Below are 19,904 nucleotides of genomic sequence, written 5' to 3' on the forward strand. Positions count from 1 at the left end.
TTATTCACTTTTTAAAATAGCCATAAATTCCTCTCGATCAATTTCGCGACAACCCAAACTATCCAAATGCGGGTTATAAACCTGACAATCAAGCAATTTATAATTTTCTTCTTCTAAATGTTTTACTAGGGATATAAAAGCCACTTTTGAAGCATTTGATACTTTAGAAAACATACTTTCTCCGCAAAAAACATGTCCCAAATCGACGCCATACAAACCTCCAACTAAAACATCGTCTTGCCAAACCTCAACCGATTTTGCAATTCCTTGACGATTAAGTTCGCAATACGATTCTACTATATCATCTGAAATCCAAGTTCCGTCCTGACCAATACGTTGTATTTTTTGGCAATTCGAAATTACTTCTTTAAAGTTGGTATTAAAGGTAACTGTAAATTGTTTTCTGTTTAAAATATTCCGCATGCTTTTAGAAATAACTAATTCGTCTAAAAACAAAACCATACGAGGATCTGGCGCCCACCAAAGAATAGGTTCACCTTCATTAAACCAAGGAAAAATTCCTCTGTTGTATGCCAGTTTTAAGCGCTCAGGACTTAAATCACCACCAACAGCCAGAATACCTTCTTCATCGGCTTCTGAAACGGGCGGAAAATATAAATTATCAAATACGAAATACATTATTTAAATTTCAATGATAAAATTCTACTTAGAAGTATTAATTCAAAAACAAAATTCCAAATCCCAAACTCACGTGAATGAATTGGAATTTGGAATTTAAAATATTGTAATTTCTAAACTCTTAGAACGGTAAATCGTCTGGTTCGTCTTCGTTTATACTTGTTGCTGGTGCAAAAGTTTCGGCAGCTGGCATTGGAGCTCCTTGCGCTGGTCCTTCTGGAGCTAATCTTTCGATTCTCCAACCTTGAATACTATTGAAATATCTAGTTTCTCCTTGTGGGTTAACCCATTCTCTTCCTCTTAAATTGATAGAAACTTTTACTGCATCTCCTTGTTTATAGCTACTCAACAAATCGCATTTATCTTGTGTAAATTCGATTAAAATATGTTGTGGATACTGCTCCTCAGTAGTAACAACTAACTCTCTTTTTTTGAATGAGGCACTAACTTGCTGCTCTGGGTTAACCACTTTTACTTTTCCTGTAACTTCCATCTTCGTCTATTTAATTATTGTTTCTATTTCTTTTATTTCTTCGCTAAAAGCACTTTCCATGCCGATTCTACATCGCCATTATCCAGATATTTTTTGGCTTCTAAGTGCACTTTTTTCTGATCGTCTGAGCTTAAAACTCCTTTGACTGCAAAATTTGCTTTCACAAATATAGTAACTTCTTCTGTTGTAGGCAAGGCTTCTATATTCCCTAATTTTCCTAAATCATTCCCATCAAAAACATCGCTTTCTTTTACAAAATTTGGTATTGCATCTACTCCTACTCCTAGTGTTGTTAAGGGTTTTGCAACTTCAAAAAGTCCTTGATTTGATCTTGAATACCAATTATTTCCAAGTCTTGAAACCAAGTCAATTTTATGCTGGTCTATTGCTCCGTTTTCATCTAAAATCGATTCGTCAATATGAATTTTAACAACTTCGCATAAAATCAAATTTCCCGCTCCACCTTCTGTTCCTAACGGAATAATCTGCGTAATCTTGCATTCAAACTGAACTGGAGATTCTTTTACGCGATATGGCTTTACTAAATCTGATGGAATTTGCGTTAATCCTGCTTTGATAAATTCATTTACGCCATCTCCGTATTCTGTGCTTGCTAAAGAAGTTTGCTGTACGATATCGTAATTTACAACATTTATTACTACTTCTTTAGTCGCTTCGGCATTAATTAAAGTATGCTTAATTGTATTATCTCGAACACGTCTTGAGGGCGAAAAAACCAAAATCGGAGGATTTGCACTGAACACATTAAAGAAACTAAACGGAGATAAATTTGGAACTCCAGTTTCGCTAATTGTGCTTGCAAAAGCAATAGGTCTAGGTCCGATTGAACTCTGCAGATAGCCTTGCAATTTGGCTGTTGGAATCTCTTTTGGGTTAATGCTGATCATACTTTAAAATTTAAACAGAATCTCATTTTAGCGACTACAAAAGTATTGAAATGGTTTAATTAGAAGAAATAGTTTTGCAGATAAAAACGAAAAATCTTTCAGCATTGGCAAAATATAAAATGTGTATATTTCGTTATATTTATACCACAAAATAACTGATATGTCTTTTTCTGAAAGAACAAATACTACGCGCTGGATTATTATTTCGGTTTGCTTTATAATCATTTCTCTAATTCTTTGGAATACTTATACTTTCTTCCAGATTTTTAAAAATGAGGAGCGTTTAAAAATGAACCTTTTTGTAAATGCTCAAATCACATTGGTTAATGCTAATGAAAACACTGATGTAGAATTGCCTCTTCAGATTTTTAGCAATAATACTTCTATTCCGGGCATTATAATGCTTTACGACAATGTAGTGAGTTCTGTAAACGTTCCTGATGAAATACTTAATGACAAGAAAAAAAGAACGGCTTTCTTAAATAAGCTTAAAAATGAAAATGAACCAATAACTTTTGAATACGCTCCAGGAAAATACCAGACTTTATATTATGGCAATTCTGCGTTGCTAAACAAACTCAAATATTATCCAATTGCGTTGCTTCTTATTATTTTCCTTTGCATTGCATTAATTTATAATTTCTATAAAAGCACCAAAATGGCAACTCAAAACAAGCTTTGGGCAGGAATGGCAAAAGAAACGGCACACCAAATTGGCACTCCGCTTTCTTCATTAATTGGCTGGGTTGAAATTTTAAAAACAGAAGAAATTGATCCTTCTATTAGTATCGAAATTGAGAAAGATATAGAACGTCTTCAGACTATTACAGATCGTTTTTCTAAAATTGGATCAGTGCCAGTTTTAGAACTTCACGATATTGTCGACGAAACCAAAACGGCTTATGAATATTTGCAATCTCGTTTTTCTAAACAAGTTACATTTTCTTTTCAGGCCCCAAATGAACCTATTTTAGGAATGATAAATCCAACATTACACAGTTGGACTATAGAAAATTTAGTAAAAAATGCAATTGATGCTATGAAAGGAAAAGGAACTCTTGATCTTCAAATTGAACAAGATGCTCATCAGGTAAAAATCAATATTAAAGATTCTGGAACTGGAATTCCAAAAAAACAATTTAAAACCATTTTTGAAACTGGTTTTACGACTAAAAAACGCGGTTGGGGACTTGGACTTTCTTTAACTAAAAGAATTGTCGAGGAGTATCACAACGGTAAAATCAAAGTTCTTCATTCTGAAATTGGTAAAGGAACTACTTTTCAAATTTCATTAAATAAAAAAGTGCAGTAATAAATTTTACTGCACTTTCTTCACTTTATTGTCAGGTTGAGCGAAGTCGAAACCTTATAAATTTGATTGAATATCCTTTGCTAAAGCTTCAAATTCTTCTTTTGAGAGTGCAACTTTATCAATAAAACGCATTTCGTCCATGTGGTTTAACGGAATCAAATGTACGTGTGCATGAGGCACTTCAAGTCCTACAACCGCTATTCCGATTCTTTTGCATGGAACTGTTTTTTCTAAAGCTGCGACGACTTTTTTAGAAAATTTCATTAAACCTAAATACAGCTCTTCATCCATATCAAAAATCTTATCGATTTCTTGTTTCGGAATACAAAGCGTATGTCCTTTAGCATTCGGATTTACATCTAAAAAAGCTAAGTAGTTTTCGTCTTCTGCAATTTTGTAAGCTGGAATTTCTCCGTTTACTATTTTAGTGAATATTGTACTCATTGTTTATTCGGTTATTTGGTTAATCGTTTAACCGATTTAACGATTAAACGGTTAAACTAAATTTAGTCTCTTGAGATTTCTAGAATTTCAAATTTAAGAACTCCATTTGGAACTGTAATTTCAGCTACTTCTCCAACAGATTTCCCCAGCAATCCTTTTCCGATAGGAGAAGTTACAGAGATTTTTCCTGTTTTTAAATCTGCTTCGCTTTCAGCAACAAGCGTATATTTCATTTCCATTCCGTTGCTTTGGTTTTTAATTTTTACATTCGATAAAACCAAAACTTTAGAAACATCTAGTTGAGACTCGTCAATTAATCTTGCATTTGCATATACCTCTTCAAGTTTAGAAATTCTCATTTCTAACAAACCTTGTGCTTCTTTTGCGGCATCATATTCCGCATTTTCAGACAAATCACCTTTATCTCTTGCATCCGCAATATCTTGAGATGCTTTTGGACGCATTACACTTTTTAAATGCTCCAATTCATCTTTTAATTTTTTTAATCCTTCTGCTGTATAATAAGATACTTTACTCATAACTTCATCGTTTATATAAATACAAAAAATCCCATCGCGACGGGATTTTCTTACCACAAATATACTATAATTTTTAATAGTACATAATTATATGTTAATCATATAGATTTCAAATCTAAATAAATTATTTTTGTTTTAACTAATTCTTATTCAAATAATGAAAAAAATCTGGTTTTTTATCGCTTTTACTGCTATTTTATTCTCTTGCGGCGACAACAACAGAAGTAGCAACAATCCTTACATTCCTAATTATTCTATAAACGCATATCTTGACACTAATTTACCAACGTATAACAAATTATTATATCCAAGTAATCCTGTTTATGTAGCCAATTATGGCGCAAAAGGGATTATAGTCATGAAAACAGGCGAAGGAACTTATACTGCTTTTGATGCGGCCTGCCCAAACCAAGCTTTAACTTCTTGCACAGCTATGACAATTGACGGAATTTACGCTGTTTGCTCCTGCGATAAAACGCAATATAACTTATATACAGGACTTGGCGGAAAAGAATATCCGATGAAACAATATCGTGTCGAATCTTCTGGAACCGTAATTCACGTATACAATTAAAAACAAAAAAGCCTGAAAATAATTTCAGGCTTTTTTTGTGTCTTAACTTAATTAGAATTTCAAACTCAAACCAATTAAGAAGTTTGTTCCTGCTTGCGGATAATAGTATGGGTAAACATCCCACATAGCTCCGTTTGAAACATATTTTTTATCGAAAATATTATTCACCAAAGCTGTAATGGTTATCGATTGAAAAATTGTTTTTGGTTTTATTTCATATGATGCATTAAAATCGTTTACAAAATAATCTGCCAGTTTTGCCGCCGGAAGTTCAATATTGTTCATGTATTGTTCTCCAACATATTTTTGCAGTAATGAAAGATACAATCTCTCCATAGGTTTATACACAATAACGTTTCCTGCAATTACTTCTGGAGAATAGGCAATTTTTGTAGTTCCGTAAAATTCTCCATCAACAGCCAAATCTACGTTTTTGTTGCTTGCTTAAAGTAAAGTTTGGTCTTAAAGTAAATTTCTCAGAAAGTGCAATCGTCGCATCAAACTCAAATCCTAAACGGTAGCTTTTCTCTGTATTAGCGCGAATTGGGTTTCCAACATCGTCTAATCTTCCCGTTAAAATCAATTGATCTCTATATCCCATATAATACAGATTCGAATTCAATTGAAATTTCTCTGAATTGAATCTCCATCCTAACTCAAAATCATTCAGTTTTTCCGGTTTTACATTTCCACCTTCGTAATCTGTTCTGTTTGGTTCACGATTCGCTCGTGCGTAAGAGAAATACAAAGTGTTTTTTTCATTGAAAGCATAATTCAAACCAGCTTTCGGATTAAAGAAATTAAAATTATCGTCTACCAAACCAGTCTCTTTACTATTTGCTTTATATTTCACATTTCTGTATTGCAAATCTCCGTAGAAACTTAATTTTTCTGTGAATTGATAATTTGCTTTCGCGAAAACATTACCATCCGTTTTTGACGAATAATCATCGTAGTAATGAGCTCCTAAAGCTGACTGATCTGAGTATTGCGCCCAGATTACTTTGCCAAAATGATCACCTTCATATTTGTTCCAACCTCCGCCTAAAATAACATTTAGTTTTTCTGTTACATATTTAGCAGAAAAAGTCGTTCCGTAGAAATCATTATCCAACCATTTTTGACGAATCAAATCGGTTACTGGAATTAAATTTCCGTTATCATCTTCAACTGTTTTTGTTGGTTGAATTGGTCCATAACCTTCAACAGGTTCATCTTCTTTATAATTTTCGTAATATCCTTTTCCTTTTGTATAATGAAATGCTAGGTTTGTACTCCATTTATCAGAAATAGATTCACTCCAGTGCAATTGATAATGATCCTGATTGTAATTATCGGTTTCGTTATCATAAAAATGAACATTTCCTGCATCGTCTGTGTACATTCCTGCAGAATTAAAAGTACGATTTGTATTAAGAGTCTCTGCATCGATTCCGTTCCAAGATTGGTACGTTTTTTCAGTTCCACCAAAGACTAAAGCTTTTATCAAAGTCGTTTTGCCTACGTAAGTTCCTTGCAAAAAATATGATTTTAAATCGGCGCTTCCGCGATCAATATATCCGTGCGTTTTTATTGTAGACAAACGTCCTGCAATCTCAAAATGATCATTTAATAAACCTGTACTAAACTTTACAGTATTTTTAATTGTATTGAATGATCCTGCAGAACTTGAGATTTCACCTGTCGCTTTTCTAGCATAACTATCGGTCAGTAAATTTAAACTTGCTCCAAATGCTCCTGCCCCATTTGTAGAAGTTCCAACTCCGCGTTGCAACTGAAGACTTTCTACAGAAGAAGCAAAATCGGGCATATTAACCCAAAATGTTCCTTGGCTTTCTGCATCATTGTAAGGAATTCCGTTTATAGTTACGTTTACACGTGTAGCATCACTTCCACGAACGCGAATTCCTGTGTAACCCACACCGTTTCCAGCATCTGAAGTCGTTACAACTGAAGGCATATAATTCATCAGAACAGGAATATCCTGACCTAAATTTCTATACTTAATTTCTTTTTTATCCATATTACTAAAACTCACTGGAGTCTTAGAGGTAACACGAACTGCAGAAACCAAAACCTCATCTAGAGAATTTACTTTTGTAGAATCTTTCTGCTGTTGTTGTGCAAAAGAAAATAGAGTAAAGAGTAAAGAAAATGAAGAAAAAACAAATTTGGCTCCGACTACATTTTGAGCCTGTGAACCTTTGTACCTCTGTGCCTTAGCACCTAAAAAAACAGTTTTCATTCGTAAAGAATTACGAATAAAAGGGGGAATTATTCTTTGTTAAATTAATAAATGTGTTTCACGACAAAATAAAGTGTGCACGCTCGATAGTGTCGTTTTCCCTTAGCAACATTACTCGCTCAGGTTCTTTGGGTATGATCTCAGCTCGTTATTTGGAGCACCCCTTTGAGACAGTGCAAATGTAATGTTAAAAAGTTAAATTCCAATATTGAAAATTTCAAATTCCAAAAATTCAAGTAGATTGAAATTAAAATTCCAAATTCCGACATTAAACTTAGTTGTTGGAATTTGGAATTTATAAATTGAAATTTTACTCTATATTCGGTTTTCTTCTAGATTGTTTTAGATCAGAAATATTCTTTTTATCCTTGATTCTTTTCTTAATTACAGCTTTGGGAACTTTTGTAGCTTTTCTAACTTTCGGAACATACAATCCCTTTTTGATAATTTCCAAAAATCGTTTGGTTACAATTTCTTTATTTTTAAGCTGACTTCTGTCTTCATCGCAATTTAAAATCAGGGTCTTTTCAGAAGTTAAACGCCCTGAAATATTAGTTAGCAAAAGAAATTTTTCTTCATCAGATAAAGCTTGAGAAGCATTCAGATCAAAACTCAAAACTACTTTAGACGAAACTTTATTTACGTTTTGTCCTCCTGCTCCACTGCTTCGAACGGCTTTAAAGTTTAATTCTGAAATGATTTTTTCTCTATCCATATTATTGTGGCTGATGCGCCGCTTTTAACAAATCGTTTACCGTTTTTACAGGATTAAAAGTAATTAATGGAACAGCCACAAAAATAGTTAGCCAGTTGGCCATTGATCCGTTCCATAAACCAGGCAATTCATAACTTTTTACCGTTTTCCCGTCAACACTTTTCTCTACAATAAAACCAGCTTTTTGATCTACAAACTGCAATAAATCAAACTTTTCGTTTTTATAATTTTTAATACCGCAAACTAAATCTACTGGATTAAAATGTGTTGATTCAGTTAAAATTAACTGCTGTTTTTTACTTGTCAAATCTACCTGAGATGTTTCTACAATTTGAAGAGAAGCCACTCCTTTATCATTCATCACCCAAAATGGGCCACCTCCTGGTTCTCCCTCATTTTTTACCATTCCGCAAACACGAATTGGTCTATCTAAAAGTTCTTTAATCTTACTTATTTTATTCTCGAAAGTAAATTTATTGAAATCATTGTTCATCTCAACATTTAGCGCTTCTTTTAAAAATAGAACAATATCTGCTAAATGATTTTCTTCAATCTTATTTTGGTCAATTAATTGTAAATAAGAAAAAACCTTTTGTCGCACTTCGATTAAAACGCCTGCCAATGCTTTTTTGTACAATGTAATTTTATCAATATGGTTCTGAATTACGTTGTCGATATTTTTAATGAAAATCACATCAGCATCAAGATCATTTAAATTTTCAATCAAAGCTCCATGCCCGCCTGGTCTAAAAATTAAACTACCGTTTTTATCTTTTACCAATTTGTTTCCTTCGTCGATAGTAATAGAATCAGTGCTTTTATTTTGATACGAGTATCCGATATTGATTTTTACACCAGATGGCTCTTCAATTTTTTCTATAACCTCATCAACTCCCTTATAAAATAAGTTTTGGTGAATTTCTGAAACTGTAAAATGCAAATTGGATACCTTGTTTGAAGTTGCATAATGTATGCACTCATTTAGATGCTCTTCAATTGGATTTGCAATATGAGTTTCATATAAATGAAAAGGCAATACTGCTTTTGGCTTATTAGCAAAATCAAAATAGTCTGGAGATAATAATAATTTTATAAAATAATAATTCTTATAGTCTCTCTCGAGAGTTTCAAAATCAAGATATATTTCTCTTAATTTTTGATCTACTGTCTTGAAAAAAGGAAATTTATCCATTCCAATAATAAAAATGGCTAATTCTTTATCTTTTTTTCTATTGATATAACCGTTTATTGTTTCTTTTTGAATATCAAAATCATTCAAAAAAGCCGTCAAAAACTTAAACATTCTTGTTGCCGCACCAGAAGCCGGAACAAACTTTTTAATCTTTAATTTTTCTTTTTGGTCATCAAAAAAAATAGCTTTTTCTTCAAAATCTTTTTCTGATAAACTTAGAATTCCATTACCAATTTTAGCAGGACTCACTAAATTGCTCTTTACAATTCCGTTTTCAAGAAACTCTAATTGTTTTAAAATAGCTTCAAAAGAAATTCCTCTATTGTATATCTGTACAAAATCACTTGGCAAGAAATCATGCTCTTTTGCAATAGTCAAATTATCAATAATTGATATTGCTTTCGCTAATCTCGTTTCTTTATCACCAGATAAAATTATGAAAGGTTTATTGGTATCTATTAAAGTCTGTTTAAAAACAGAAAATACGCTTTCTCTACCTTCAGGAGTATCACGAATGTCGTCTTTTTCCCAAGGAACATCAATATCTGTAAGGAAAAATAAATCGTATTCGTGTTTTAGTGCTGCTTCATTCAAAAGCGAATCACAAAAACCGTAATACATTTCAGAAAACACTTTGGTTACCATCAAATTGGTATCACAAAACAAGTATTTATTTGCTTTTGCTAATCTTTCATTTTCCAATGCAGTCTGACCATATGCAATTGGCATCATATCATCTGCTACGCAAATATGCTGGTTTTCTTCCCATTTTTCTTGCAAATAATCACGTGCAAATTCAGGAACCCATTCTGTTTCGTAGTAATCTGCAAGCTGTTTTGCTAGGGTTGTTTTGCCTGTACTTTCAGGCCCAAACAAAGCAATTTTTATGATGGTTGTTTTTTGCTGTCTAAGATCTTTCTCCATTCTAAATAAGCTGAAATAGCCAAAATTGTAAAAATTATATACTGAAGTGACAACATCCCTAAGCCGCGATAAGCATAAAGAGGCACAACAATAATATCACCAATAATCCAAAGTGTCCAGTTTTCTATTTTTTTCTGGCCATGTACCACATTCCAGCAAAAAATATTCCAGACGAAATCATATCAACATAATTGTCTTTATGAATTTCATAATCAAAATATTTATAAATCCCGAAAACTACAAAAACAGTTACAATAAACAGTAAGATTCCGATTATTTTTTCATTAAAATTTGTACGGGTAATTGGCAAATTGTCTTCGGCTGTTCCGCCTTTTGCCCACACATACCAGCCGTAAATGCTCATTATTGAGAAATAAGCATTAATAATCATGTCTCCTATATAACCTGCAATATAAAGCAGATAAACTGATATAACAGTTGCAATTAATCCTGTTGGATACACCCAAATGTTTTCTTTTTTAGCAAACCAAACACTTAAAATTCCGCAAACAAATACTAAAAACTCTAAAGCAATATGCCATAGCGGTGCGTTTTTATAACTGTCTAAAAAAAAATCTATCATTAGAATGTGGTATTTGGCGTTTATTGTTCAAAAAAATGACTGTTGTTTTCAAAAGCTGTTCCAATAACAACCAAATCTGCACCAGCCTTATAGGCTTTCTGAATTCCCTGCAAATCTACAATTCCTCCACCAACAATAACAGGAATTTCAATATTTTGAGAAATCATCTCAATCATTTCTGTCGGAACAGGCTCTTTTGCGCCGCTTCCGGCTTCTAAATAAATCAGTTGGTTTCCTAACATTTCCCCTGCCTGCGCTGTTGCCAAAACCAACTCAAGATTTTTTCTGCTTAAGGGTTTTGTTTTACTTACACGAGCCACAGCAGTTTCGTTACCACTTTCTATTAAAATATAACCTGTAGAAATGACTTCTAGATTTGTTTTTTTTAGAATTGGAGCAGACTTGAACCTGGTATTCAATCAAATAATCGGGATTTCGACCCGACAATAAAGACAGAAATAAAATACCATCGGCCTTTACTGAAATTTGAGAAGGGTCTCCAGGAAACAAAACAACAGGAAGATTCGTTTTTTGCTTTAACTCCGAAATCAATTCTTCTAAAATGTTATTCTGAACAATACTTCCTCCAACAAAAATATGAGTTGCAGGCGAACCATTTATTTTCTCAATTAAATAATTAACATTTTCTAATACAATTTTATCAGGATCCAAAAGCACTGCCAGTAATTTTTGGCCATTGCTTTTAGCTTCTAAAATCTGTTGTCTTATAGTGAGAATTTGTTCTTGCATACAAGGTGTAAAAGTAAAAGATTTTTAGTGCAGAAGAACTATTTTGAATGAATTATATTTGTTGTACGTCTTTTGATAACGTAAACAATGCATTATGATTACAGTAGAATTACTAGAAAAATACGGTGTAGTTAAAAAATCTTTCGATAAAAATGATATTATTTTTGAAGAAGGAAATCTTCCATTACATTATTACCAAGTTATTTCTGGCGAAATAAAAATGAGCAATTACAATGATGACGGACGTGAATTTATTCAAGGAATATTTTACAATGGACAATCTTTTGGCGAACCTCCTTTATTCTTAAATCAAAAATATCCAGCAAACGCAATTGCGGTAGAAAATGCAGAAATTTTTATTCTTCCGAAAGAGAACTTCATGAAACTTTTAGAAGAAAATCCAAAAGTAAGCATTAAAGTAATTGAGAATCTTGCGCAGCGATTGTATTATAAATCGATTATGGCCGCAGAAATCTCAACACACGAGCCAGAACATCGCGTATTGAAACTTATAGATCACGGAATTGCTTACTTCAACTTTCAAAAAGATAAAAATGGTTATCTTATCAATTTTACCAGACAGCAAATTGGAGATTTAACTGGTTTACGTGTAGAAACCGTTATTAGAACCATAAAAGCATTGGAGAAAAAAGGAGAATTGAAAATTATTAACCGAAAAGTATACAGATAAAAAAAATCCCATTTTATGATTAAAGTCATAAAATGCAACACTATTTTCGTCGTAATTTTGTTCATATAAAAAACTGAATATCATGACACTATATCAAACAACATTCGACATTTTCAATAGAAATTATATGGGTTCTGCTGCAATGGCAGTAATTGGACAAAGCTGTTTAGGAGGCGCTGCTGCTATGTATGTTTTAGCCAACGGAACTTCTATCCCGCAAATGATTCAATTAGGAATTATTGTTTTAGCTTGTGTTTTTGCAAATACATCTATATTGGCACAAATGAAACATAAAGTAGTTTTCAATCTTATTATGCTAAGCGCAACTTTAAGCTTGTTTTTTATACTTTTAAATAGTTTGATTCTATGAAAAAACAAATAGAAAATAGAACTGATGTGTCTTTTTTAGTACATCAGTTTTATACTAAAATAAGAGCCGATCGAGAAATCGGCTTTTATTTTAATGAAATAATTTCTGATTGGGACGCACATCTTGAAAAACTAACTGATTTTTGGGAAACAAATCTATTTGGTGTTCGCAAATACAAAGGAAATCCACATGAGGTTCACAATGAGGTTGATGCTCATTTTGACGAAAAAATTACACCAAACGAATTTGGAATCTGGCTTAATCATTGGTTCCAAACTATTGATGAACATTTTGAAGGTGAAAATGCCGATACATTAAAAAGACGCGCTCAAAAAATGAGTACTTTTTTATATATGAGTATGTTTCAGCATCGCCAAAAAGAAAGTGAAGTTTAAATAACTCATCGCAAATTATGAAACCTGATACTGCGCCTTAAAAGTTATTTTTCAAAGGCATAAACCAAAGTAAATATCCCTTCAAAATTATCCGATCTGACTTCCTGATAATGTACATCAAAATCTTTTATCAAATCATCAAAATGGAGGCTAGAAACGGTTTGATTTTCCTTTAAAGAAAAATTATTAACGTTGATATGGTCTTTAAAACTGATACCTTTTTCATTTCTAATTTTAAAGATTGCCTCTTTGGCTCCCCAAATCACGGTAAGTTTTTTTATGTATTCTTCTACAAATTCTGGTTTTAAATAACTGCATTCAAAATCAGTGAATTTATCTGCAATTCTCTGAATTTTTTCGCGTTGCAATTCCATATCAATTCCAACTTTTTCGTCACTTATAATAATTGCCGAAAAATGGTACGAATGCGTAATTGATATATGGTTATGACAATCAAAATATGGTTTCCCAAACTCGTCATAATGCAAATCTTTATCAGTAAAACCCATTTCCTGAATCAGCATTCGAACACTTAAAAAAGCACGCTGATGCATTTGAGACTTCATTCCTTCCAATCTCTTTTGCGTTTTCTCTTTCAATACCACTTTACTCAATAATTCTTCAAGAGATTCTGTTATTTCCCAAATTAAGATCTTGGTTGTTTTGTTAAATTGTATGGTTTTATATAATGGCATTACTTTTAATTTGGAGGAGTTATATCATCTTCTACTTCTGAACTTAAACCTGTAATATCATTTTCATAAGGCATTACATAGTAAAAATTCCACTTTTTATTTGCTTTCTTACAAGCTGCTATATAAGTGTTTTTATAAATTTCTTTCAAAAAAAGATCCTCACACTTATCTAATTCTTTACTAAACACTAATTTACTAAATATTAAATTCTCTGCCTCCGTAGGTTTTCTCCACGGATTTTCCAAAGACACCTCTTCCCCTGCAATCATTACTGTCTCTGGTTCAATAAGTCTATTACACACCTTTGTTAAAAACAAAACAAAAACAACTATTAATATATATTTAAAAAATTTCATCTAATTAATTATTCTTTCTCTATATATGCAATACAAGTACTTACTCGATCGACACTGCATAAAAGATGCAGGAGATAGCATAATTAGCTTTTAAAAACCTTTACAACTAACTTTCTAAAGATTAAGAAATTAAAGATTTCACAAATCTGACAGAAATTAGTAAAATTCAAAAGCTATTCCCTAAATTTGCAAAAATTTTACAATACAAATATACTATAAATGAGTACAACGACTACGCCTTATGTGGCTTATAAAGTAAAAGACATTTCTCTAGCGGCTTGGGGGAGAAAAGAAATTGAACTAGCTGAAGCTGAAATGCCAGGTTTAATGGCACTTCGTGCTGAATACAAAGACGAACAACCATTAAAAGGTGCTCGTATTGCTGGATGTTTACACATGACGATTCAAACTGCTGTTTTGATCGAAACTTTAATTGCTCTTGGTGCAGAAGTTACTTGGTCTTCTTGTAACATTTTCTCTACTCAAGATCAAGCTGCTGCTGCTATTGCTTCTTGCTGGAATTTCAGTTTACGCTTGGAAAGGTCTTGACGAAGAGTCATTTGATTGGTGTATTGAGCAAACTTTATTCTTTGGGGAAGAAAGAAAACCATTGAACATGATTCTTGATGATGGTGGAGATTTAACTAACATGGTTATTGATCGTTACCCAGAATTAGTTCCTGGAATTAAAGGTCTTTCTGAAGAAACTACAACTGGTGTTCACAGACTTTACGAAAGAGTAAAAGCTGGAACTTTACCAATGCCTGCTATCAATATTAACGACTCTGTTACTAAATCTAAATTTGATAACAAATACGGTTGTAAAGAATCTGCTGTAGATGCTGTACGTCGTGCAACTGACTTAATGTTGGCTGGAAAAAGAGTTGTTGTTTGTGGATATGGTGACGTTGGAAAAGGAACTGCTTGCTTCTTTCAGAGGTGCTGGTTCTATTGTAACAGTTACTGAAATCGATCCAATTTGTGCTTTACAAGCTGCAATGGACGGTTATGAAGTTAAAAAATTAAACACTGTAATTGCTAATGCTGATATCATCATTACAACTACAGGAAACAAAGATATCGTTCTTGGAGAGCACTTCGAACAAATGAAAGACAAAACTGTTGTTTGTAACATTGGTCACTTCGACAACGAAATTGATATGGCTTGGTTAAACAAAAACCATGGTGCATCTAAAATCGAAATCAAACCTCAGGTTGACAAATACAACATCAACGGAAAAGATATCATTATCTTGGCTGAAGGTCGTTTAGTAAACCTTGGTTGTGCTACAGGTCACCCAAGTTTTGTAATGAGTAACTCATTCACAAACCAAACTTTAGCTCAAATCGAATTATGGAACAACAGCGCAGCTTACAAAAATGAAGTTTACATGTTACCAAAACATTTAGATGAAAAAGTTGTCGCTTTACACTTAGCTAAATTAGGTGTTGAACTTGAAGTTCTAAGAGAAGATCAAGTCGCTTACATTGGTGTTGAAGTTCAAGGTCCATTCAAACCAGAATACTACAGATACTAATCTATTTAAGATTGTAGATCTTAGATTTAATTACATATTTCAAACCCGACAGGTTTTAAAAACCTGTCGGGTTTTTTGTTTTTATGTTTCAGGCAAAACATTTCTATCAAAAAATTGTACTTTTATAAATATCTGCTTACTTTTAATAACCAGAATAAGAATCTATTTATCAAATACTTAAATAGTAAAAAATTGAAAAAAACATCTTATTTATTCGTCTTCTTATTTTTACTAAGTCTCCCACAAATTATTTTTTCTCAGGAAAAAAAGCCTAAAGTTGTGTTAGTACTAAGCGGTGGCGGCGCAAAAGGAATTGCACATATTCCTCTTTTGCAAAAATTAGATTCACTCCACATCGTTCCAGATCTTATTGTTGGAAATAGTATGGGAAGCATCATTGGCGGTTTGTATGCAATGGGCTATTCTGGAGATAGCATCGAAACAATGACCAAAAACATTAACTGGGATAAACTCCTTGGCGGAGGTCAATCGTTGCGAGCTGTAAGTGCCGAAGAAAAAAGAGAATTTCAAAGATACCTCGTAGGAATAGGCATTAAAGACGGAAAACTTAATAGTATTGGTTCTTTATTAAACGATCAAAATCTTAGAGAATATCTTTCTGAATTGACCTTTCCTGTTTATAATGTTAAAGATTTCGATAGTCTCTCCATACCTTTTAGGGCTATGGCCACTGATCTTGCTGAAGGAAAAGAAGTCATTTTAAGCAAAGGTAGTTTGGCTTATGCCATGAGAGCTAGTATGTCTTTACCCGCTATTTTTAAACCAATGCCTTACGAAAAATCAGTATTGGTAGATGGTGGAGTACTAAATAATTTCCCAACTGACGTTGCCAAACAAATGGGTGCTGACATTATTATTGGTAGTGACGTAGGTGGCGGAATGGAGCCCGTTGATAAGCTGAACAATATTATGACCGTATTAATGCAAACCAGCATGTTTCCGAGTAATATTAAAAACCCTGCAAACCGTGATTTATGTACCATTTTAGTTGATCATCTGCCCAATCTGCGTTTCTCCACAGCCGATTTTGCCGATAGCAATGAAATCTATAAGGATGGAAAAATAGCAACAAATCAAAACCTTCCTGCTTTAGTTGCCTTATCTGAAAAGTTAAAAGCATTTCCGCAACGAACTCACAAATTGCCTGATATGCCCAAGGAGTTTGTTCTTGACACTATTGTCTACAAAAAAATAAGTCCAGAAAACCTTCCTTTGGTAATTGGAAGAGCAAATCTTAAAACACATGTAAAATATACCACAAAAGATTTGATTGCTGGTCTTAACAGGGCTATGGGTACTAATCTTTTTGAAGAGATAACATACAGTTATTTTATAAAAGACGAAGACAAACTCGGAATTACTTTGTTTGGATTTGAACGTGCTAAAAACCAACTGAACACCTCAATCCATTATGATACTTATAGAGGTGTTGGAATCATTTTTAACTACACCGGAAGAAACGTTCTAGCAGACGCTTCTCGCCTTTTAATCACCGCTGATATTGCAGAACAACCAAAAGCTAGAATCAATTATCAGAAAAATTTTGGTGGACACCGAGAATGGTGGTGGATGACTGAAGGTTATGGCGCCTTATTAAGACAAGAGATTTACATTAATGGCAAGGCTTCAGACAATATGCTTTATAATACTTTTGAATTTAACAATGAAATAAATAGAAATCTAAACTCTCTGAAAAGCTATTTTGGTTTTGGCCTAAACTATCATTACACTCATGTTAAACCAAAATATGATCGAGAATACAATCCGAATTCCCTTTCAATAAACGATTACAATTTTCACAACATTGAATTCAACATGCATTATTCTTATAATGATATGGATAAGGTATATTTTGCTACAAACGGAACAATTATAAAATCAAATCTCGCACGATCATTTCTAGCAGATATTAACGCTACTTTCTCCGATCCAGCCTTAACAAACATTTCTGGAGCGACAAATAATTATACTAAATTTGGTTTTACTTTTGAAAAAAGAGCACTCTTAAAAAAGAAAATCACAGGAATTATAGGGTTTGATTCTTATTTTATTTTTCAGGATAAACTTAAAGAAGATCAAATTTCATTTTCAGAATTTGGTTATGCTTCAAAATATTTCTTAGGCGGAATAATTCCAAGCTCCGGAAGTAACCGCTTTCAATTGCCTGGCCTGCACGAAGACGAGCTCAATGTTACACAATATATGGGGCTCAAACTGGGATCTCAAATAAATCTTATCGGAAAAATTTACCTAACCCCCATTTTAATATTGCTACAGTTGGTTTCAGTACTTTTGACAATTATATTAACCATGCATTTAATCCAAAAGGCAACTGGGACGATAATATTGAACCAAGCCTAGTAATATCTGGAGGCGCGGCCATATCTTACGAATCCATTTTAGGCCCAATCCACTTTGATACTTCATGGATCAACAACATCGACAAAGTGAGATTCTTTTTTAGCGTGGGCTTATCCCTTAATCCTTAAAAAAAAATAGCTTTAGGTTTTGTTTTTTTAAACAAACTGACACTTCAGACAAAAAAATTATCTGGGCGTGCCATCATCACGACAAGAGGGCAAAAATACTTTCTGCTTATTCGCCCTCTTGTCGCAATGCCGTCGGGCTATCCGCACTACTTCGGTAGTTTGCTCCTATCCCTCACGCACACGTAAACCAAGAACCATTTAAATTAACAAGACATTTACAGTTTTTTTAGTTTATAACTTTAAATTTGAACTTAAAGCCTTTTAAATTCAAAAAATGATCGAAAAAATTTCCTGTGACATTCACGGTTCAAAAGAAATGTCTTTTACCTGCATTCATATCGCAACTGCAATAGATTCAAAAATCAAGTCGGATTTTTCTATTCAGAAGCCGAGGAAGATCTTCCACTAATTGCTTGGTGTGGTTCCTGCGAGCAATATCTTTTGGATAATGGTGAAGAATGGACAGAAACTTTTCAATCTCTCGCCGATTTCAAAATGCTTTGCTCCGATTGTTTTGAAGAATCAAAAAACAAGGAAGCAGAAGTTCATCTTAGATAAATTCATTTCACATGAAAAAGATTATTGCTCTTTTTATATTCGCCCTTTTTACTTGTTCAGTATTCGCCCAAAGTAATGACATTTGGACTGCATTCCCAAATAAAGACAGCACGCTTACTGGATTTAAAGACAAAAACGGAGTAGTCAAAATAGAACCAAAATTTACTGGATTTACAATCGCACAAAAATTTGAAAACATAATGGCCGTTTCTGAAGAAGTAAACGGCAAATGGAACAGCTATTATTTAACCAAACAGGGAAAAATTGTTGGAGTAGACAGCTTGTATGTTTTTGACAATGGACCCGATTGTGAAAATGAAGGATATATTAGATTTAAAGACCGCAAAACAGATAAAATGGGAGTCTTTAACAGCGAAGGAAAAATTGTAATTTCAGCTCAATACAGTAATTTGACCAAAGTAAGAAACGGAATGATTAGTGCTTTAAAAGATGCCGAAAAGCAACAAGATGGAGAACACTTTTTCTGGAAAGGTGGAAAAGAGTTTTTAATCGATATAAACAACAAAATTCTTATTGAAGATTTTGCCTATAATGATAATTTAAATTTCTATTCTGCAGAAAAATCAAAAGAACCTAACAAAGATCCAATAAGAGAAAGCTTTCTTGGAGTTGACGGACAATACTATTCTTTTATAAATTTCGATAAAGAGTTTAAACATTGGCTCGAAAACACCTTGCTTAAAGACTTATCTAAAGCCAATTTAGAGAAACATTCTTTCGATAAAATCACCTATTGGAAAGAAACAGACGGCTGGATCCATGCCCCAAAAACAAAATTTATCAATCAGAATTATACTTATTTAAAACTAAAACTTCAGGAACTTAAAAATCCAAAAACAGATTATTTTATTTCTTCTGGCGGATTAAATCAGTTTATTTTTGAATCGGACGAATACGACATTTATTTCAACAATTGTAACGAATCTAAAGATTGGATTTATCCAACAATGGATATTGTTATCAATCCAAAAAACAAAACCGATCGTGGGCAAGATCATTTTGAATTTTTAAGAACAGAAAACGGATACAAGCTAATAAGTGTTTCTTCTAGAACAGATAATCTTAAATAATTTTCAGCTTTAAAATTTACCTTTGTAAAAAAGTGAACTATGAAGAATTTTCTATTTTTATTTCTCGCTATAATCTTCGAAATCATTGCTACGTCAGCATTAAAAAAATCCGAAGAATTTACCAAAATGCTTCCAAGTATTATTACCATAATTGGCTATTGCGGTGCATTTTATTGTTTGAGTTTTGCCATTAGAACCATTCCTGTTGGTTTTGCTTACGCTATTTGGTCTGGGGTTGGTATTGTTTTAATTACGATTATTGGCGCTATTTTCTTTAAAGAAATTCCAGATTTGCCAGCAATTATAGGTCTTGCATTAATTGTAATTGGTGTTATTGTGATCAATGTTTTTTCTAAAACAACGGCACATTAATTTAAATTTC

Annotated in this window: 17 protein-coding genes and 4 pseudogenes; 9 read left to right on the top strand and 12 right to left on the bottom strand. The window is 32.9% G+C overall.

The window, feature by feature from the left end:
* From aat to P5P87_RS13270, 3 genes are all read right to left on the bottom strand, one after another.
* The gene (gene aat / locus P5P87_RS13260) at positions 1-639 is read right to left on the bottom strand and encodes a leucyl/phenylalanyl-tRNA--protein transferase (RefSeq protein WP_278019598.1); all 639 of its coding nucleotides are present in this window, start codon (positions 637-639) and stop codon (positions 1-3) included.
* Positions 640-760: 121 nt separating this feature from the next.
* On the bottom strand, positions 761-1,132 hold the full coding sequence (locus P5P87_RS13265; protein WP_095927972.1) for a DUF3127 domain-containing protein: 372 nt from the start codon (positions 1,130-1,132) through the stop codon (positions 761-763).
* Positions 1,133-1,164: 32 nt separating this feature from the next.
* Entirely contained in the window at positions 1,165-2,040 is an 876-nt protein-coding gene (locus tag P5P87_RS13270) for a flavin reductase family protein (protein ID WP_278019599.1), read from the bottom strand.
* A 160-nt stretch (positions 2,041-2,200) separates the two neighbouring features.
* On the opposite strand from P5P87_RS13270, the gene P5P87_RS13275 reads away from it, so the two are divergent.
* Positions 2,201-3,352: a sensor histidine kinase gene (locus P5P87_RS13275; protein WP_198854542.1), complete on the top strand. Its 1,152-nt coding sequence runs from the start codon at positions 2,201-2,203 to the stop codon at positions 3,350-3,352.
* Between the two features lie 54 nt (positions 3,353-3,406).
* On the opposite strand, the gene P5P87_RS13280 is transcribed toward P5P87_RS13275, so the two are convergent.
* Both P5P87_RS13280 and greA read right to left on the bottom strand, forming a co-directional pair.
* Positions 3,407-3,796 (bottom strand): HIT family protein, encoded by a 390-nt coding sequence (locus P5P87_RS13280; RefSeq protein ID WP_278019600.1) that lies wholly within the window; start codon positions 3,794-3,796, stop codon positions 3,407-3,409.
* Positions 3,797-3,858: 62 nt separating this feature from the next.
* On the bottom strand, positions 3,859-4,335 hold the full coding sequence (gene greA / locus P5P87_RS13285; protein ID WP_111288069.1) for a transcription elongation factor GreA: 477 nt from the start codon (positions 4,333-4,335) through the stop codon (positions 3,859-3,861).
* A gap of 157 nt (positions 4,336-4,492) precedes the next feature.
* Here greA and P5P87_RS13290 point away from each other — a divergent pair, with 157 nt between their 5' ends.
* Entirely contained in the window at positions 4,493-4,909 is a 417-nt protein-coding gene (locus P5P87_RS13290; protein WP_278019601.1) for a Rieske (2Fe-2S) protein, read from the top strand.
* Positions 4,910-4,960: 51 nt separating this feature from the next.
* Here the strand turns inward: P5P87_RS13290 and P5P87_RS13295 are convergent.
* The 5 genes and pseudogenes from P5P87_RS13295 to P5P87_RS13315 all read right to left on the bottom strand — a co-directional run bounded on the left by P5P87_RS13295 (position 4,961) and on the right by P5P87_RS13315 (position 11,318).
* Positions 4,961-7,154, bottom strand: a pseudogene (locus P5P87_RS13295) (TonB-dependent receptor).
* 310 nt (positions 7,155-7,464) lie between these two features.
* The gene (gene arfB / locus P5P87_RS13300) at positions 7,465-7,869 is read right to left on the bottom strand and encodes an alternative ribosome rescue aminoacyl-tRNA hydrolase ArfB (RefSeq protein ID WP_198854546.1); all 405 of its coding nucleotides are present in this window, start codon (positions 7,867-7,869) and stop codon (positions 7,465-7,467) included.
* Between the two features lies 1 nt (position 7,870).
* Positions 7,871-9,985, bottom strand: a complete 2,115-nt coding sequence (locus P5P87_RS13305; RefSeq protein ID WP_278019602.1) for a DUF4301 family protein — start codon at positions 9,983-9,985, stop codon at positions 7,871-7,873.
* Positions 9,946-10,568, bottom strand: a pseudogene (pnuC, locus tag P5P87_RS13310) (nicotinamide riboside transporter PnuC). The gene P5P87_RS13305 and the pseudogene pnuC overlap by 40 nt, the downstream one beginning before the upstream one ends.
* Positions 10,569-10,588: 20 nt before the next feature.
* Positions 10,589-11,318, bottom strand: a pseudogene (locus P5P87_RS13315) (phosphoglycerol geranylgeranyltransferase).
* Between the two features lie 94 nt (positions 11,319-11,412).
* Here P5P87_RS13315 and P5P87_RS13320 point away from each other — a divergent pair.
* The 3 genes from P5P87_RS13320 to P5P87_RS13330 all read left to right on the top strand — a co-directional run bounded on the left by P5P87_RS13320 (position 11,413) and on the right by P5P87_RS13330 (position 12,774).
* A complete protein-coding gene (locus P5P87_RS13320; RefSeq protein ID WP_198854550.1) occupies positions 11,413-12,009 on the top strand; it encodes a Crp/Fnr family transcriptional regulator in 597 nt (198 codons plus the stop codon).
* An 82-nt stretch (positions 12,010-12,091) separates the two neighbouring features.
* A complete protein-coding gene (locus P5P87_RS13325) occupies positions 12,092-12,379 on the top strand; it encodes a hypothetical protein (RefSeq protein ID WP_198854551.1) in 288 nt (95 codons plus the stop codon).
* Complete coding sequence (locus P5P87_RS13330; RefSeq protein ID WP_278019603.1) at positions 12,376-12,774, top strand: group III truncated hemoglobin; 399 nt, start codon at positions 12,376-12,378, stop codon at positions 12,772-12,774. The genes P5P87_RS13325 and P5P87_RS13330 overlap by 4 nt, the downstream gene beginning before the upstream one ends.
* A gap of 44 nt (positions 12,775-12,818) precedes the next feature.
* Here the strand turns inward: P5P87_RS13330 and P5P87_RS13335 are convergent, their stop codons facing one another.
* A complete protein-coding gene (locus tag P5P87_RS13335) occupies positions 12,819-13,469 on the bottom strand; it encodes a 4'-phosphopantetheinyl transferase family protein (protein WP_198854553.1) in 651 nt (216 codons plus the stop codon).
* A gap of 5 nt (positions 13,470-13,474) precedes the next feature.
* On the bottom strand, positions 13,475-13,738 hold the full coding sequence (locus P5P87_RS13340; protein ID WP_278019604.1) for a hypothetical protein: 264 nt from the start codon (positions 13,736-13,738) through the stop codon (positions 13,475-13,477).
* Positions 13,739-14,044: 306 nt separating this feature from the next.
* Here P5P87_RS13340 and ahcY point away from each other — a divergent pair.
* From ahcY to P5P87_RS13360, 4 genes and pseudogenes are all read left to right on the top strand, one after another.
* Positions 14,045-15,363 (top strand): annotated as a pseudogene (ahcY, locus tag P5P87_RS13345) (adenosylhomocysteinase).
* Positions 15,364-15,642: 279 nt separating this feature from the next.
* Entirely contained in the window at positions 15,643-17,745 is a 2,103-nt protein-coding gene (locus tag P5P87_RS13350; protein ID WP_278019605.1) for a patatin-like phospholipase family protein, read from the top strand.
* Between the two features lie 697 nt (positions 17,746-18,442).
* Complete coding sequence (locus tag P5P87_RS13355; RefSeq protein WP_278019606.1) at positions 18,443-19,522, top strand: hypothetical protein; 1,080 nt, start codon at positions 18,443-18,445, stop codon at positions 19,520-19,522.
* 39 nt (positions 19,523-19,561) lie between these two features.
* Complete coding sequence (locus P5P87_RS13360) at positions 19,562-19,894, top strand: DMT family transporter (RefSeq protein WP_278019607.1); 333 nt, start codon at positions 19,562-19,564, stop codon at positions 19,892-19,894.
* Positions 19,895-19,904: the final 10 nt, after the last annotated feature.

Origin of the sequence: Flavobacterium ginsengisoli (genome assembly GCF_029625315.1) — a bacterium.
GTDB classification, from domain to species: domain Bacteria; phylum Bacteroidota; class Bacteroidia; order Flavobacteriales; family Flavobacteriaceae; genus Flavobacterium; species Flavobacterium ginsengisoli.

Bases quoted from the DNA above. Each gene is read 5' to 3' on its own strand.
- P5P87_RS13355 (WP_278019606.1), top strand. From the start codon at position 18,443: ATGAAAAAGATTATTGCTCTTTTTATATTCGCCCTTTTTACTTGTTCA.
- P5P87_RS13340 (WP_278019604.1), bottom strand. From the start codon at position 13,738: ATGATTGCAGGGGAAGAGGTGTCTTTGGAAAATCCGTGGAGAAAACCT.
- P5P87_RS13325 (WP_198854551.1), top strand. From the start codon at position 12,092: ATGACACTATATCAAACAACATTCGACATTTTCAATAGAAATTATATG.
- P5P87_RS13360 (WP_278019607.1), top strand. From the start codon at position 19,562: ATGAAGAATTTTCTATTTTTATTTCTCGCTATAATCTTCGAAATCATT.
- greA (WP_111288069.1), bottom strand. From the start codon at position 4,335: ATGAGTAAAGTATCTTATTATACAGCAGAAGGATTAAAAAAATTAAAA.
- arfB (WP_198854546.1), bottom strand. From the start codon at position 7,869: ATGGATAGAGAAAAAATCATTTCAGAATTAAACTTTAAAGCCGTTCGA.
- P5P87_RS13280 (WP_278019600.1), bottom strand. From the start codon at position 3,796: ATGAGTACAATATTCACTAAAATAGTAAACGGAGAAATTCCAGCTTAC.
- P5P87_RS13275 (WP_198854542.1), top strand. From the start codon at position 2,201: ATGTCTTTTTCTGAAAGAACAAATACTACGCGCTGGATTATTATTTCG.
- P5P87_RS13335 (WP_198854553.1), bottom strand. From the start codon at position 13,469: ATGCCATTATATAAAACCATACAATTTAACAAAACAACCAAGATCTTA.
- P5P87_RS13265 (WP_095927972.1), bottom strand. From the start codon at position 1,132: ATGGAAGTTACAGGAAAAGTAAAAGTGGTTAACCCAGAGCAGCAAGTT.
- P5P87_RS13290 (WP_278019601.1), top strand. From the start codon at position 4,493: ATGAAAAAAATCTGGTTTTTTATCGCTTTTACTGCTATTTTATTCTCT.
- aat (WP_278019598.1), bottom strand. From the start codon at position 639: ATGTATTTCGTATTTGATAATTTATATTTTCCGCCCGTTTCAGAAGCC.
- P5P87_RS13320 (WP_198854550.1), top strand. From the start codon at position 11,413: ATGATTACAGTAGAATTACTAGAAAAATACGGTGTAGTTAAAAAATCT.
- P5P87_RS13270 (WP_278019599.1), bottom strand. From the start codon at position 2,040: ATGATCAGCATTAACCCAAAAGAGATTCCAACAGCCAAATTGCAAGGC.
- P5P87_RS13305 (WP_278019602.1), bottom strand. From the start codon at position 9,985: ATGGAGAAAGATCTTAGACAGCAAAAAACAACCATCATAAAAATTGCT.
- P5P87_RS13330 (WP_278019603.1), top strand. From the start codon at position 12,376: ATGAAAAAACAAATAGAAAATAGAACTGATGTGTCTTTTTTAGTACAT.